The organism is Nocardia sp. NBC_01377 (genome assembly GCF_045040005.1).
GTDB lineage: Bacteria > Actinomycetota > Actinomycetes > Mycobacteriales > Mycobacteriaceae > Nocardia > Nocardia noduli.
Genome location: NZ_CP109567.1, coordinates 32,875 through 48,231, shown reverse-complemented (window position 1 = coordinate 48,231; position 15,357 = coordinate 32,875). Strand labels below are relative to the sequence as shown.

Annotated in this window: 12 protein-coding genes; all 12 read left to right on the top strand. The window is 66.9% G+C overall.

The window, feature by feature from the left end; genetic code table 11:
• The first annotated feature begins 3 nt into the window (after positions 1-3).
• The 12 genes from OG225_RS40670 to OG225_RS40615 all read left to right on the top strand — a co-directional run bounded on the left by OG225_RS40670 (position 4) and on the right by OG225_RS40615 (position 15,298).
• The gene (locus OG225_RS40670) at positions 4-795 is read left to right on the top strand and encodes a TnsA-like heteromeric transposase endonuclease subunit (RefSeq protein ID WP_331758366.1); all 792 of its coding nucleotides are present in this window, start codon (positions 4-6) and stop codon (positions 793-795) included.
• Positions 792-2,852, top strand: coding sequence for a helix-turn-helix domain-containing protein (locus tag OG225_RS40665; RefSeq protein ID WP_331758364.1), 2,061 nt, complete (start codon positions 792-794; stop codon positions 2,850-2,852). The genes OG225_RS40670 and OG225_RS40665 overlap by 4 nt, the downstream gene beginning before the upstream one ends.
• Positions 2,849-3,937: an ATP-binding protein gene (locus tag OG225_RS40660; protein WP_331758362.1), complete on the top strand. Its 1,089-nt coding sequence runs from the start codon at positions 2,849-2,851 to the stop codon at positions 3,935-3,937. Before OG225_RS40665 ends, OG225_RS40660 begins: the two co-directional genes overlap by 4 nt.
• Positions 3,937-6,861 carry a TniQ family protein gene (locus OG225_RS40655; RefSeq protein ID WP_331758360.1) on the top strand — a complete coding sequence of 975 codons (2,925 nt, stop codon included), beginning with the start codon at positions 3,937-3,939 and terminating at the stop codon, positions 6,859-6,861. The genes OG225_RS40660 and OG225_RS40655 overlap by 1 nt, the downstream gene beginning before the upstream one ends.
• A gap of 185 nt (positions 6,862-7,046) precedes the next feature.
• Positions 7,047-7,697 carry a hypothetical protein gene (locus OG225_RS40650; protein ID WP_331758357.1) on the top strand — a complete coding sequence of 217 codons (651 nt, stop codon included), beginning with the start codon at positions 7,047-7,049 and terminating at the stop codon, positions 7,695-7,697.
• Between the two features lie 43 nt (positions 7,698-7,740).
• Positions 7,741-7,941 (top strand): hypothetical protein, encoded by a 201-nt coding sequence (locus tag OG225_RS40645; RefSeq protein ID WP_331758354.1) that lies wholly within the window; start codon positions 7,741-7,743, stop codon positions 7,939-7,941.
• A 5-nt stretch (positions 7,942-7,946) separates the two neighbouring features.
• Complete coding sequence (locus tag OG225_RS40640) at positions 7,947-8,435, top strand: hypothetical protein (RefSeq protein WP_331758351.1); 489 nt, start codon at positions 7,947-7,949, stop codon at positions 8,433-8,435.
• Positions 8,436-8,611: 176 nt separating this feature from the next.
• Positions 8,612-10,360 carry a hypothetical protein gene (locus OG225_RS40635; protein ID WP_331758348.1) on the top strand — a complete coding sequence of 583 codons (1,749 nt, stop codon included), beginning with the start codon at positions 8,612-8,614 and terminating at the stop codon, positions 10,358-10,360.
• 113 nt (positions 10,361-10,473) lie between these two features.
• The gene (locus tag OG225_RS40630; protein ID WP_331758346.1) at positions 10,474-12,174 is read left to right on the top strand and encodes an enoyl-CoA hydratase-related protein; all 1,701 of its coding nucleotides are present in this window, start codon (positions 10,474-10,476) and stop codon (positions 12,172-12,174) included.
• A gap of 162 nt (positions 12,175-12,336) precedes the next feature.
• Positions 12,337-13,329: a hypothetical protein gene (locus tag OG225_RS40625; RefSeq protein ID WP_331758344.1), complete on the top strand. Its 993-nt coding sequence runs from the start codon at positions 12,337-12,339 to the stop codon at positions 13,327-13,329.
• Complete coding sequence (locus OG225_RS40620) at positions 13,326-13,673, top strand: transposase (protein ID WP_405183633.1); 348 nt, start codon at positions 13,326-13,328, stop codon at positions 13,671-13,673. Before OG225_RS40625 ends, OG225_RS40620 begins: the two co-directional genes overlap by 4 nt.
• On the top strand, positions 13,670-15,298 hold the full coding sequence (locus tag OG225_RS40615) for a M23 family metallopeptidase (RefSeq protein ID WP_331758338.1): 1,629 nt from the start codon (positions 13,670-13,672) through the stop codon (positions 15,296-15,298). Before OG225_RS40620 ends, OG225_RS40615 begins: the two co-directional genes overlap by 4 nt.
• The last annotated feature ends 59 nt before the right edge of the window (positions 15,299-15,357 follow it).

Here is a 15,357-nt window from a genome sequence, read left to right as displayed (position 1 = left end):
GTCATGACTTATGAAGGAACAGCCCACTTTTGGGCCGGTAGCGCGGGTGTCGTCTCGGATTCTGATGTGGCCGTGCGCTTTCGGATGGACAACGGCGAGTTCGTAGATATGACCCTGCGGCGGTTGCCGTTTGACGATGTCTTGGCAGGTAAGCCTGTCCGCGAGTTCCGGTGGTGGAAGGGCAAGCGCCACTATTCGGGCTGGTACTGGTCATCGACGACCGGCGGGCATGTGGTCTACGAGAGTCGGTTGGAGCTGGCGAGGATTCTTCTGGCGGACCATGACGGGGATGTCGTGGCGATCGCTGCGCAGCCGTTTGTCCTGGAAGGAATCGACGGTGGTCGCGTGCGCAGGCACGTGCCGGACCTTCTGCTGGCCAGGGCGGACGGTGGGTTGACCGTCGTGGATGTCAAAGCAGTTGCTCGCCTGTCGGATCCGAAGGTTGCTTCGCAATTTGCGTGGGCACGAGATGTCTGCGAGGCGCACGGCGTCGGCTTCGAGGTCTGGACCGGTTGTGACCCGGTGTTGCTGAGCAATGTGCGGTTTCTGGCCGGTTTCCGGCGACCGGTGACGATCGCGTTGGAATGGGTCGAAGCGGTGATGTCGTTCGCGGTCGATCCGATCGAGTTCGGTTTGCTGGAGCGGAGTTTGGTTCGGATGGCGCCGCCTGCGGTGATCCGGCCGGTGATCTTGCATCTGCTGTGGCGGTCATGGTTGTCGACGGATCTGACGCGAAATCTCGGTCGCTCCACTGTTTTGGCCGCGGCTGCGACCCCGGCGGGGGTCTCGGCATGAACGCGCGCACGGTGAGGGTCGCGGTCGGCGCGACTTTGCTGATCGACGGGGAAGGGGCGCGGGTCGTCGAGTTCGACGGCCGCAAGGTGGTCGTCCGTTATTCCGATGACCGCTACGCCAGCTTCGCGATGGCGGAATTCGTTTCCCGGGCGAGGAGTCTGGAGCCCGTCGAGCGTGACTGCGACCCGGGGTTGGTGCTCGAGGGGTTGACGCTGCAGGAGCGGGAGCAGGCCGCTGAGCGGGGCGGGCACATCCGGGAGGTTCTGAGTGGCTATCGGTCGGGCTATGCCGAAGCTGCGGCGGAAGGCGAACCGCGTCCGGACTATGCGGCGGGGCAGCTGTTGGCAGCTCGGTGCGTGGCGAAAGCGCGGGAGTTATCGGTGTCGATGCGCACGATCGAGCGGTGGTTGGCCGCTTATCGGGACGCGGGGGAGGCGGGACTGGTCGATGACCGGGCGCGCCGGGGGCGGCGGTCGAGGGTCGATCCACGGTGGGACGCCGCTGTCCGGGCCGAGTTGGCGGCGCGAGTGTCGGACTCCACGCTCACCCGTTCGGCGGTGTTGCTACGAGTGGCACAGCGATTGGACCGCGAGCACGGAGTCGGCGTGGTCGCGATCCCGGCGAAGACGACCGCATACCGCAGGCTCGCGGAGCTGACCAAGGGCACCAACGCGGTCAGTGGTTCGGCGAAGGCCCGCCGGTCGATAGCCGATCGCCCGCAAGGGGTTTACGGTCGGCTGCGCGCGAGCAGGCCGGGGGAGTACCTGATCCTGGACACCCAGGATCTCGACGTCTTCGCGATGGAGCCGGTGACGTGTCGGTGGGTTCGCGCTCAGCTGACCGTCGCCCAGGACCTGTTCGATCGCCAGATCCTCGGGCTGAAGGTCACCCCCGTCTCGACCAAGGCGATCGACGTCGCCGGGGTCCTGTTCGAAGCGGTGACCGGTCGGGGTTCCGGGCGTCCGACGCTGGGGCCCGCGCACGGGCTGCCCGATCACCTGGTCTTCACCGAGACCGGCGAGATCTCCGAGATCTGGTGCCCGCCGGAAACATTGGTGATCGACCACGGCAGGGCGTTCTTGTCCTCGCATGTGATCGGGGTCTGCGCGCGGCTGGGGATCTCCATCCAACCGGCGCAGTCGCGCAAGCCGACCGACAAACCGACCGTCGAGCGGTTCTTCCGCACACTGCGCGAAGGGCTGATCCAGCACCTTCCCGCCTACAAGGGCCCGGATCTGCACAGCCGCGGTGAAGGACTCGAGGAGCAGGCATTCCTGTTCCTGCACGAGCTCGAGGACACCATCCGCGACTGGGTCACCACGGCTTACCACCGCGGCGAGCACGACGGGCTCGTGGTCGCGGACTGGCCCGAGCTGGAGATGTCGCCCAACGACATGTTCGCCGTCGGCATCGCGAAGTCGGGCCTGATGCGGATCCCGGCGGACCCGACGCTGGCCTTCGAATTCCTGCGGGTGGTCCACCGCAGCATCCAGCACTACGGCGTCGACATCGGCACGCGCCGCTACAACGGAGCGGGTCTGGACGGGCACCGCAACGCGACCAGCCCCTACGGCGGAGCCGAACCGGGGAAGTGGCCGATCCGGGTCAACGACGACGACGTCCGTTACGTCTGGTTCCAGGATCCAGACAGCGGTGACTGGCACCGGCTGGACTGGGAACACGCCCCGATGCTGGACACCCCGTTCTCTGACGAGGCCGCCCGCTACGCCCGCATCCTGACCCAACGTTCGGATCGCTTCGTCGATCCGGTCGAAGCCCTCGCCGAGGTGTTGGCTCGTTGGGACGTCGGGGAGGTCCTCGACCGCCGCGAGCGGCGGATGGCCGCGCGGCTGTCCGCCGAACGCGCTGGGCTGGCCGCAGCTGCGGAACTGGAGTCGGCCGCCGATCGGACACCAGCTCTGCCTGCCTACGTCGATCCCGGCGCAGCGCCACCCGGCGATGGCGACAACGAGGACGAGATATTCGACGACAGTGAGGATTTCGACAGCGCAGCAGCCGAGGAGTTCTACGCCGACGCGCTGGAGGTGCTGGAATGAGAGGCGGCTACAGCCTGTCCCGCAAGGACGGATGGCAGCGATTCTGCGACACTCCCGGACGCGTCCGCCCGGAAGTCCTGACCCGGAAAGCGCTTGCGGCGCTGGGGGAGGACGCGCTCGAGGAACACAACGACAAGCGGATGGACTGGCACGCCAATTTCGGCACCATCGCCACTCCGCAGCTGAGTCACGCGCGTGATCAGTTGGAGTTGATCGTCGATTCCAACCGCCAGGATTCGGATCGGGTTCGTGGCGCCGCGGTCATCGACGGCCTGCCGGGGCTGGGCAAGACCACACTGGTCAACCTGTTCGGGCGTGACTATCACCGCAAGGCGATTCGGCGCCACGGCCTGGTCACCGATGGCGGTGACGAACACATTCCGGTGTTCCGTGTCGGGCTGACCTCCCACACCACCCTGCGCGAGCTCAACCACCGGATCTGCCAGTTCTACGCCCACCCGGGAGCCGACCGCGGCAACGCCGCCCAGCTGGGCGCCTACGCGCTGGACTGCGTGCTGTCGTGTTCGACCCGCATCGGGATCATCGACGATGTTCACTTCATCAACCAGCAGTCCAAGGACGGGCTGGCGGTCTCCAACCATTTGAAGTGGCTGGCCAACGAGCTCCCGGTGACCTTCATCTATGCCGGGGTCGGGCTCGAGGAGCGGCGGTTCTTCGAAGAGGGGCTCTCGGGCCGGTCGAGTGCGCTGGCCCAGTCCGGGCGGCGCTGGACGCGCATCGGGGTCGGGTTCTTCGAGTTCGACGACCAGTGGACGGCGCTGATCAAGGCCATCGACAAGCAACTGATCCTCACCCGTTGGCGGCCGGGGCAGCTGTCGCGGCACGCGGAATATCTGTTCGACCGCACCGGCGGGCACATCGGGTCGTTGATGACGCTGGTCAACCGCGCCACCGTCCGAGCGATCCGCACCGGCGGCGAGGCGATCACCCGCGACCTGCTCGACACCGTCCCCATCGATGAGACCGCCGAGAAGGGACGGCGCCGCAACGAGGCCGTTTCCCGGCAGCGCAGACCGCGGCGCAAGCCTCCCGCATCCGGCGCGCCGCTGAAGGCGGGGCTGTGATGGCCGTGTTGCTTTCGCTGCCTTTGCGCACCCCGATCCGCGACGGGGAGAGCCTGGACTCCTGGATCGACGCGTTCGCTCGACGCAGTCAGATCTCGCCGCGGGAGGTGCTGCGCGCGTTGGGAATCGACTATCCCGCCCACACCGTCGCGCAACTGCTCGACCACACCAGCGACGCACGGCTGCGCCACATCGAAGCCGCCACCGGCTTGGCGCCGCACCGGTTGGACGCCGCGGTCGCGGCCGGGCTGGCCGGAGCCGCGCACCTGCGGTCGCGGGGCTCGCGTTACTGCCCTGCGTGTTTGGCCGAGAGTGGTGGCCGCTGGCAGTTGATCTGGCGAACCAAGTGGACCGTCGCCTGCCTGCACCACCGGACGTTGCTGCGCGAGACCTGCCCGGCCTGCGACACCATCCCGCGGCGAGGGTTGATCAGCGCCTCACGCGAGCGGCCACCCGCGCGCTGCGAACACATCCTCGACAAGCGGACACAGCAACGCTGCCGCACCGACCTGGCCGACGCGGTCACGGTGAGCGCGACCGCCGAAGCGATCGACGCCCAGACCTGGATCGAAACCCTGCTCGCCCAAGCCCACGATCGCACCGGCGCGCAAGCCCGGGGGATCATCGCCGACCTGCACGCCGTCTGCGCATGGTTGCTGCGCAACGACGAAGCATCACTGCTCGCCGCAGCCGACCGGATGGACCCCGGCCGCACCCGCAGCCGGGCGGCGATGGACGCCTCGGGAGGCGATCCGGCCCTGACCGCGGCCATGCTGATCCGCGCGAAAACGATCCTCGGCCCGGACGAGCACGTCGCGAGCCGCTCGATCCGCCACCTCGTGGACATCAGCGGGCGCGGCAAGAGAATTCCGCCACCGCGAATGAACAACCCCGTCTGGTATTCGGGCACCACCGCTCGATTCCAGAACCGTTATCTACGCGCCGTCGACACCGACCTGGCACCCACCGAACGACTGCGGCTGCGATCCACGTTGCCCGAGGCCGGCCTGCCCGGCGACCGAGCACCGTCACGGACCCACATGATCCCGCAACTGATCTGGCCGGACTGGGCAGGGCGCCTGCTGCCCTCGGAAGGGCATTGGGCCGACCTGCACCGCGGTGTGATGAGCGCAGCACTGCTGATTCCCGGCCACCCCGAACGCAATCAATCCGAGGAGATCGCGGGCTTCAACGCCCGGATCAGCCGCGCCGCCATCGCAATGCCGTTGCGCGGCCACGACCAGGTGATCCGGGCACTGGCCCGCATCGCGGCCTACCTCGACGAGCACGGATCGCCCATCGACTACCACCGCCGACGTCGGCGGATTCCCGGCGAAACGATCGACTGGCGAACTTGGTGGGAGTTGGCCTGCTCGGCCGACGCCCACCCCGGCGACGAAGCCACCGGACAACGACTGCTCAACGTCAACCGCTACCTCAACCAGTTGTTGACCGGCGCCGACCTCGCCGATCCACGACACCGGCTGGCATTCACCGGCAGTGACGACCGCAGCCACCACCTGCGCTTCACCCTCAACATGACCATGGGATTGCGGCAGGCACTGCGCGAACACGCCGCCGCGGTGCTCGCCCGGCTCGACATCGACGAGCCCTTGACCTGGTCGCCGCCCGCCGGTCTCGCCGACGGGCTCACCCTGCCCGGCATCGAGGTCGCTGAACTCGACATCGACAAGATCGAACAGCTGGTCATCGTCGAGAAACGGCGCCTGGTCGACGTCGCCGACATCATCGGAGTCCACATCGAACACATTCGCTTCGCTCTCGAACGACTCGACCGGCCCCAACGAGCCTGGCCCAAAGGCACACCGCCAGGGGCACGGCGACGCGAACAACAAGCCCAAGCGCTGCTGACCCGGGAATTCTTCGAACGCGAACACATCGACGGTCAGCGCAGCCTCAAACAGCTCAGCGCCGAAACAGGATTCAGCATCACCGAACTGTCCCAATACGCGCGACGCCGCGGCGTCACCATCCGCAAGGGACAGGCGCCGACCCGAATCGACCCGACCTGGTTACGGGAGCAATACCTCGATCGTCGACGCAACATGTCCGACATCGCCGCCGAACTCGGCACGATCCACGGCGTCATCGCCAACGCGCTGGAGCGATTCGATATCCCCGCTCGCCCCACAACCGGCGTCGCCAGCTGGACCGAGACCAACCGCACCTACGACAACCTGCCCGACGGCGTCCGCGCAGCCCTCGAAGGAACCTACAACGGCTGGGAACGCCTGCGCCGCTTCCAGATAACCATGCAGTTCCCCGCACTCAAACCCGCCGCCGCCTACCTCGGAATCAAACAGGCGAACCTGGCCAGCCAGCTCGAACTGCTCGAACGACACCTCGGCGACGCACTCTTCACCCGCTACAAACGCCCCACAGCGCAGCAACCGACCACGCTCGGGCGAAACCTGCTCGACGAGCTGGCAAGCGAACCGGTCCACACACAGATGGTCACCGCCCTCGGCGAAACCAACTGCCCACCGATGCCACCACCAACGTCACTCTCCACCATCCGTCCCTTCGATGACCTTGCAGTGCAACCACTCTCGCACTACCGCGGACAGGAAAAGCTACTACGGATCATCGCCGGCCACGGACTCGACACCGAGTTCTGCTGCATCGAAATCGCGGCACAAGCCAACGCCCACAACTCGACCACGAACCGACTGCTCATACGCATGGCCGCAGCGAACTGGGTGACACGACGCGAAGAGACCGAGACCGAACGCGAGACACGCGTGCGCACCAACAGCCGTGCACGCCAACGCATCTACTACCGCTTCACACCCGACGGCCACAAAGCCGCCCTCCGATCACTCCACCTCACAGAAAGCGACAAACCAATGAGAAAGCAACGGCGACAAAACGATGGGAAAACCCATGATTCGCCCAGGAGATAAACGCGGTGACCGCCAACTACGGGCGAAACCTACACGACTAGGTCCGCGGTGATGTCCGGAATTCGACGACGGCGCCACGCTCGCCGTGGCCGCGCGGCCACGCACTGCGCAGGTACGTGGTCGGCGGGTGCAGCCGATCCGCCCCGGTCGCAGGCAGCGCACGGTGGCCCGGCCCAGGAGCGGCGATGAGTTTCGACCGACCCGATCTTTCTCCCGCGCATACCCAGGCCGCGCGGTCGCGGACTGCGGGGTTGTGGACGGCCGAACCTTTCGACACTGCCGATCCCGCCGATGTGTGCAACCCGAACCATTACGAAGGAAAGACCGACTCGTGGGTCGAACAAGTCCTGCGCGCGGACTTCGCGCGCTACCACCAACTCCGCGACGCCGCAGACCGCTCGAACAGCCCCGCCGAGATCCAAGCGCTGACCACCCGCGCTGCCGCGATCGAAACCCCGGGGCTCGACCGCGCCAACAGTTGGACACGGACCTGGGAACACGCTGTCGAGGTCCGGACCGACTGGATCGACGCGCCGGACACGATGTCTCACCGGCTGGGAGCGCTCGAGGAAGAACGCATCCGCGGATGGCACACCCTCACCGATCTCGAACTGCGCACTCTCTACCAACTACGTGAACTGACCGGCAACGGCATCTGGGACCAGACCCAGAGCCCTACCGAGTCGGATCGACCGGTCGACGCCCAAGCCGCGCAGATCATCGAGGCCGCGCTGGTGCCCGAACTCCGCGCAACCTCCCACCTCCACATCGTCGCCACCGATCCATCCGAGGGTGCCGATGCCGAACGGTTCCTCGAGGAAGGACCTGGACGGTGAAGGGCCGAAACCGCCGCATATTCAACAAGATCCGAGGACAGCGATGATCAACCCGCCTGTACCGCCGCCGCCGCGATCCGCCCACCCCAGTGGGCCGATATCGGCGTGGCAGCCGTTCATCTGGATCCACGCACCGGTCGGGAACCTCACCCGGCTGGGGTACCTGCTGGCCGGGATCGCGTTGGAGAGCGCCTACCACGCCACTAGCGCGGCATTTCGAACACTCGTGACGGTCCGAGGCTGATTTCGTTGGAACATAACCGCATTCAGCTCGCCCCGCTGGACGATAGCGTTCCCGACCGCGAGGTATTCGTCGGTTGGGACCGGGCGCTGGGTACCTATTTCGTTCAGGTCTTCGACGGCCGTGACCGCGCGGGCGAGGACATTGTCCGCGTCGACCTCGGCAACGAGTTTGGTGAAATCACCACTCCCGCCCAGGCGATCGATGCGGTTCGCCCGTACGCGCAGATATCCGAGACCCTCGCTGATGTCCTCGACCAGCAGCGCAACGCCACCGTGTCTCTGCAGAGATCACCGTTCGAGTCGTGGGCTCGTGCATCATTCTTGCCGCAAAGCCGGGCAGCCGTCGACACCCCGGATGTGGACTTCGGATCTGGATTGATCGAGGCAGCCGGACTCGCTGACGGTAGGCCCATACGTCCTGCGACGGGCATCGACAGAACTACAGCAGATTCCGCAGCACCCATCCAGGCGCCGGACGTGGGGCCAGACCTATGACCTCTACAGCCAGCATCGCGTCCTGCGATCAGCCGGGCAGGACAGCCTGTCGCGAACGCAGCACGGATGCAGAGACGAAAGGGGGCTCTTCGTTCGACGCGGACCTGCGAATCCTCAGTCCGCTCGTCGGTAGGTACCCCGTCCCACCAAGCTCGACAACGATTCGAGGTAGACAAATGATCGAACCGCATTCGCCGGTGGCCCGTGAAGCCTCCGTCCGCGATTGGCAAGTGGCGCACAGGCAGCCGCTCATCTGGATCCACGCGCCAGCGGGCGGCTTGGTCCGGCTGGGATACCTGCTAGCCGGGATCGCACTGGAAAACGTCTATCGCTCCCACGCCACCCGGTCTCCGGGTCCGATCGACCCACATGCCCGTGAGGCGGCCGAGCAACGGCTGACCTCCCCAGATGCCACCGCGACCGCGTTCACCGCGTGCGTGGCTTTGGCCGACGCTCTGATCTGGCACGACGAGTCCGCTGTCGCGCGCGCGGCGCTGCCTCCGCTGATCGAGCACTACCGGATCGAGTACGGCGTGCTCATCGACACCCAAACCCCCGCCATAGCACTGGATCCTGAGTTCGACGACGACGCCACGCAACACACGCGCCAGACCCGGCGCGCCGACGAACGCGCCGCCCGCATGTGGCAAGCGTCCGCGCAGGTGTTGGATGTTGCGGGCGAAGCCAGCGCGGCTGCGTTGCGCGCGACGCAATCCGGACTGCATGACCAGCAACTCACTGAGGCGCTGGCGACGGCGGGTGTGAGTGAAACCGTTCGCCAGGCAGTGCTCTTCATCGACGCCTATCTGTTCGACTACACCGCCGGTATCGATCTGGAGGTGCCGCCACTGCCGCTGGTCGACCTCGCCGAAGAAGCCAAGAGCGTGGTGCAGTCCGGCCTGGACCGCCTCCAGAAGCCCTCCGAGGAAACCATGTCGGCACCGATCCCCGAAGAACTGAGACTGGATCCGGGATTCCGGCTCGCGTACTCGGTCCTATCGCCGCCGGACCGTGCGCGCGTCGACGCGGCACTGGAGGCGTTCTCCGACGACGGCGCACCGCCGGTGCTGTGGCCTCACCACCTGGACCGCAATCGCGCGGACGAGCTGCTGGTGCGATACAGGGACCGGAGTCAGAGCGTGCAGTCCTACGCCGCACGACTGCCCGCGGTGGTCGATGACGCCGAACACCACGCGCGGATCACCGGCTATGTCAGCGAACTCGCCGAGATGGCCGGTGTTCTGCTCGACGCCGCCCGCCACGGGCGTGGCCTGATCGGAATCGAACGCGAACTACTGATTCAGACGACGGCCGGGGCCGAGATCAGCGTGCGCACACCGCGTCTGCGGTTCGTCGGGGAGCTGTTTCTGTTCACCCAGGAAATGCGTGAGCACCAGGAGGCCGCAACGGAGTTGATGACCGACTACAGCACCGAACTGGCCTCCGCGGTCTATGAAGCCTTCGCCGAAGGTGACGACGAGTACCGCGAGCACTCCGCACCCGACAGCCTGCACGAACCGCTGTTGGAGGCGTTCTACCAGCTCGCCGACCGCCCCGACATCACCGGCTACGCCCACCACCGACACCGTGCCGCGCTCGCCAGGTGGGACGAATGGATGGCAGGGCAGGGCCATTCCGCCCTCGTGCGTCAGCAGGCCAGGGCATCGATCGCGGGCTACGTCGAAGAAGCGATCGGCCAAGCCGACATGTTGGCGCGGTCCCATCGGTTCTGGACCTCGAGATTCGAGCAATTCACTCACCGACAGCAGCCGGGGAACACACCCGCACCTGCCCGCGACCGATCCGAGCCCAGCGTTCGGACACATGCCGCTACCGCGACACATACCGATACCACCGAGCCACATGCTCGGGCAACAGGCGATATCGCTCACCACTTCGGCAGCTACCGCCCCCCACACCAATGACATGACCACACCTGCCGCAGTGCAGATCGCGCCTCGCGCCAGCTCCCGAGCCACAGCCACCGCCATCCGAGCCGAACATCGCCGCCCGTCGCTCACCCAGGAGGAAAGTTACTATGTCCCAACGTGTTCTGTTGATGTCCAGTGCCCGCAACGGGCTGACCCAACGAGCTGAGCTCGCGCTGCGCGGTCACGGTCACGGTCACCAGGTGCATACCGCTGTGGTCGCCGACGCGGCCGCGATGGACGCCGCTGTCGCCGCGCACGAGTTCGACGTGGTCATCTGCCCGTTTCTGACCACCGCGATCCCGCCCGGGATCTACGAGCATCACCGTGTGGTCATCATCCATCCCGGTCCGGTCGGCGATCGTGGACCCGCCAGCCTGGACTGGGCACTGACCGAGGGCCGCACCCGGTGGGGTGTCACCGCGATCGGCGCGGTCGCCGAGATGGACGCGGGCCCGGTGTGGGCGTGGCGCACGGTCACCGTCGAGTACCCGCAACGCAAATCCACCCTCTACAACACCGCCGTCGCCGACGCCGCGATCGAATGCATCCTGGAAACCGCCGCCCGGGCCGAAGACCCCGATTTCGTGCCGATCGACCAGGACCGCGCGCCGCGTCCGGTACCCGATGCCCGCACCCGGCCGCCGATGCGCCAACACGATCGACAGGTGGCCTGGACCGTCCCCGCCGCGACGATCCTGGCGCGCGTTCACACCGCCGACGGCGCCCCCGGACTCCGGACCACTCTGGCCGATCACACCGTGCATCTCTACGATGCCCACCCCGGCCGTATCGGAGTGGACGCCGAACCCGGAACGATCATCGGCCGCCGACACCACCTCATCGAAATCGCATGCGGCACAGGTGAAACGATCTGGATCGGGCATCTGCGGGCGCGGCTCGAGGACGGTCCGACCTGCAAAGGTCCCGCGGCCAGCGTGCTCGCCCATATCGGCGTCGATCTGGGGGCGGTGCCGGTCCGGGCGGAATCGGGATGCCGGGACATCGACTACCGCCGTGACGGCGCTATCGGCACCCTCACCGTGGACGCCTACAACGGCGCGCTGACCACCGAGCAATGCGACCGCCTCGCCGCCGCGCTGCACACCGCGGCCGCGCAGGACACCGATGTGCTGGTGTTACGCGGCGCTGGCTCGCATTTCTTCTTGACCGGCATCCACCTGGGAGCGATCGAACTGGCCCCCGATCCCGCCGCCGAGGGCTGGGCCAACATCAAAGCGATCAACCGGGTCTGCAAGGCGTTGCTGGCTTGCCCGCAGATCACCATCGCCGCGATCACCGGCAACGCGGGCGCGGGCGGGGTCGCGCTACCGCTGGCCGCCGACATCGTCGCGGCCCGACGCCGGGTGACGCTGACACCGGCGTACAAGCCGATGGGGCTGACCGGTTCGGAATTGCACACCGTCACCCTCCCGCACCGAGTGGGTGCGCAGACGGCTCGGGCGCTGCTGGAAAGCGGTGACGCCCTCGACACCGCCACCGCCCGCGATATCGGCCTGATCGACCACGTCGGCCCCGACAGCGGCGAATTCGACGGTTGGCTCGACGGGTTGGCGCGCCGATACACCGATCCGCAGTCCCGTGGAGACGCCCTGCGTCGCAAAGCCGCTCGGCTCGCGGCGCTCACCAAACCGATCGACGCCTATGAAGTCGCCGAACTGACCGAAATGGCCGAAGACTTCTTCACCGATCGCGGTGAGTTCCGAAGACACCGGCAGGAATTCCTCCGAGTCGGCGCAGCGTCGCCCGCATCGCACCTCGGGCGTCCGCTGGCCCGCAACAGTCACTGACCATCGCTGCACCGACACGACGTGAGGCACCGACAGGAGAAATCCCCATGGCAGGGCACAAGCGAGGTCCCCGGCGGCCAGCACCCCGAACAGACCTGACACACCAGCGCAGTGGAGGCGCGGCACCTCACAAGCGATCAACGCCGCGAGAACCGGCCTGCCGTGAGTGACACACGCAGCAAAGTCATGAACGCCGGTGCGCGGTTGTTTCACGGATCGGCGACCGCGGGCATCGCCCAGCTCGCCCGCGCCGAGGAAACCACCGTCGGGGCGGGGGTGTACCTGGCTGACGAGCCGACAGCCTGTGGATACGCCAGGCACCGAGCCGAATCCGGCACTCCGGTGGTTTATGAGGTCGAAGTCGACCGGCTACGTCTGGTCGATCTCACCGATCCCGGAACTGTCGAGCAGGTGATGACCGAGTTCCGCTCTGTTCTGTTGGGTGAACTCGTCGATGCCTCCCGCGCTGGCGCAAAGTACTACGTGACCGCGAGTTTGCTGCGGACGATCGAGGATATCGACAAAGGCCGCGTGCGCCCCGGAACAGTGAAGCTGGCCGCTCAACGATGCGACCAGTTGTTCTCAGACCATCTGAGAGGTCGGGGATTCGACGGTGTCCTCGCCCTCGAGGGCGGCGAGGGCGAGATCGGAAACCATCTGACCTACCTGGTATTCGACCCCGCAAAAGTCCGCATCCGAGAGGAGCGCACACTCACCCCTTCACCCCCACCAAGACGGGTCGACCGCGTGAGCGCGCGGGTGACCGGCACGGAGAACCCGACGCGATCCCGCCAACTGCGGTTGGATGCCGCACACGGTCCTGTAGATCTGATTTCCTCGGGATCAGAGCGCCAATCAGACGGTGTGACCGGTCTTGCCCCTGTCCACCGAAGCGACATCCTCAAGCAGGCCGTGCGCGCCTATTCGCTCGACTTTTCATTGCGGGACGCGCCTGCGGTGAGGCATGAGCCCGTGGTCCAGCAGCTCCGAACCGCCGAGACCGACGCTTCCGAACCAGCACACCCTGACAGCGGGGCCGACCTGATCGGCGCGGCACTGCCACTGCACGGAATTCTCGAACTGGATACATCGCGTTCCGTCGCCTATTCCGATGTCTGCGACACTCCTGCGCTTGAGCAAGGCCTGAGCCTGTGAGCAGCCCCGGATATGGGAGCAGGCATGGCGCGGGCGAGACGTTGGGTCGCTACCGCGATACCGACGCCGCCGTACGCGAGGCGGCGATCGCGGCGGTCGTTGCTCTCGAGTCGTACGGTCAGTCCGAGGCCGCTGCCCGGCGTGCGGTCGCCGAACAGATCGGGGTGTCGGCCAGCGCGGTCCGTGAGTGGGTGCGCGCGGCCGAAGGCACCCAACGCAATATCGTCTCCGCGTCCCAGCTTCGCCGTGAACTCGCCGACACCCATGCCCAACTGGCCGTCGCCCGCCAGCTCAACCGCGACCTCGCCGCCGCGCTGAACAACCGACGAGGAACACGGCGATGAAGCTGCTGGCTGCGGTGCTCGCGCTCTGGCTCGCCGCGCTCACCCTGGTGCTGCTGCTGGTGCTCGACGAACCCGAAACATCCTGCAAGGTCGTCGAATCTAGTACGACCCCACCGCTTCCGGCGGGTTCTCGGGTATCACCGATGAAATCGGGCACCTACACCCTGACTTCCGGGTTCGGAGTGCGTGGGGGCGGGGAGTTCCATCAAGGCGTCGACATGGCCGCCGCGGCGGGCACCCCGATCTACGCCGCCGCCGACGGGAAGGTCATCGACGCGGGACCAGCGTCGGGGTTCGGATCCTGGGTGCGGATCGCCCACAACATCGACGGCGCCGAGATCATCACCGTCTACGGACACATGTTCCCCGACGACATCTCCGTCACCGTCGGTGAGAGCGTGCGGGCGGGACAGCAGATCGCGCTCGTCGGCTACAACGGCCAAGTAGATCCTCCCGGCCCGCAGGGTGCGCATCTGCATTTCGAGACCCGACGCGGCGGCACGGCCGAGGACCCCGCCACCTGGCTCGCCACCGCCGGAGAACCCGGCGCGCCCACCGCGCCGTCCACGCTCCCACCGGACAGCAGCAGCCCGGATCCGCAGTCGGTCCCCGACACGGCCGTTGCCGAGGGCGGGTTGGCACCTTTGCCGCCACAGGTCGGGTCCGAGGAGCACCTGCAACCGAACGCGGTGCGGTTGGCACGCACGATCCTGACACGGTTCCCCCAGATCACCCGAATCGGAGGCTGGCGCGCGTCCGACCCGTTTCCCGACCATCCCGACGGGCGCGCGATCGACGTCATGATCCCCGACTACGCCAGCGGTGAAGGCAAGGCACTGGGCGACGCGGTCGCCGACTACGCCATCACCCAAGCCCCCTACCTGCGCGTGGAATACATCATCTGGCGCGGCGTCTACCGTCCCGCCACCGGTGAACCCTCCCCGAACTTCGACCCCGACGCCGGTGACACCGCCAACCATTTCGACCACGTCCACATCACCGTCACCACCGGCGATCCCGCCGACGGACCGGTCGCCGCGACAGCCCCCGCGACCAACGGTGGCGTGCCCGGATGCGGGCCGGAAAGGGGTGGCGGGTCGGTTGATGACGACCTGGCGCCCGGGTCGGTGCCCGCCGAATACGAGCAGTGGTACCGCCAAGCGGGGACCCTGTGCCCGCAGATCAAACCGTCACTGCTCGCCGCGCAGGGCCACGCCGAGTCCGGGTTCAACCCGCAGGCCGGATCCGGTGCCGGAGCGTTGGGGATCGCGCAGTTTCTGCCCGGCACCGCCGCGGCGAACAACCCCGACGACGGCCGCCCCTATGTCCTCGATTCCGACGGCAACGGCACCGCCAGCGTGTGGGATCCCGGCGACGCCATCATCGGCCAAGGCCGCTACATGTGCGCCATCGCCAACAAGGTCGACGCCTGGATCGCCGACGGCAGCGTCTCGGCACCCAACGGGGCCACGGAACTGTATCTGGCTGCCTACAACGCCGGAGAAGGCGCGGTGCTGTCCTCGGGCGGATTCCCCACCGGCGCCACCGATTACCAGGTCCAGACCCGCCCGTACGTCGACAAGATCCTCGCCACCGCACCCCAATACAGCAACCAACTCGACTGAACCGCAAGACAGGAGAATTTCCATGCCGCCCTCACCCATTGCGGACCTCGGCCGTCATG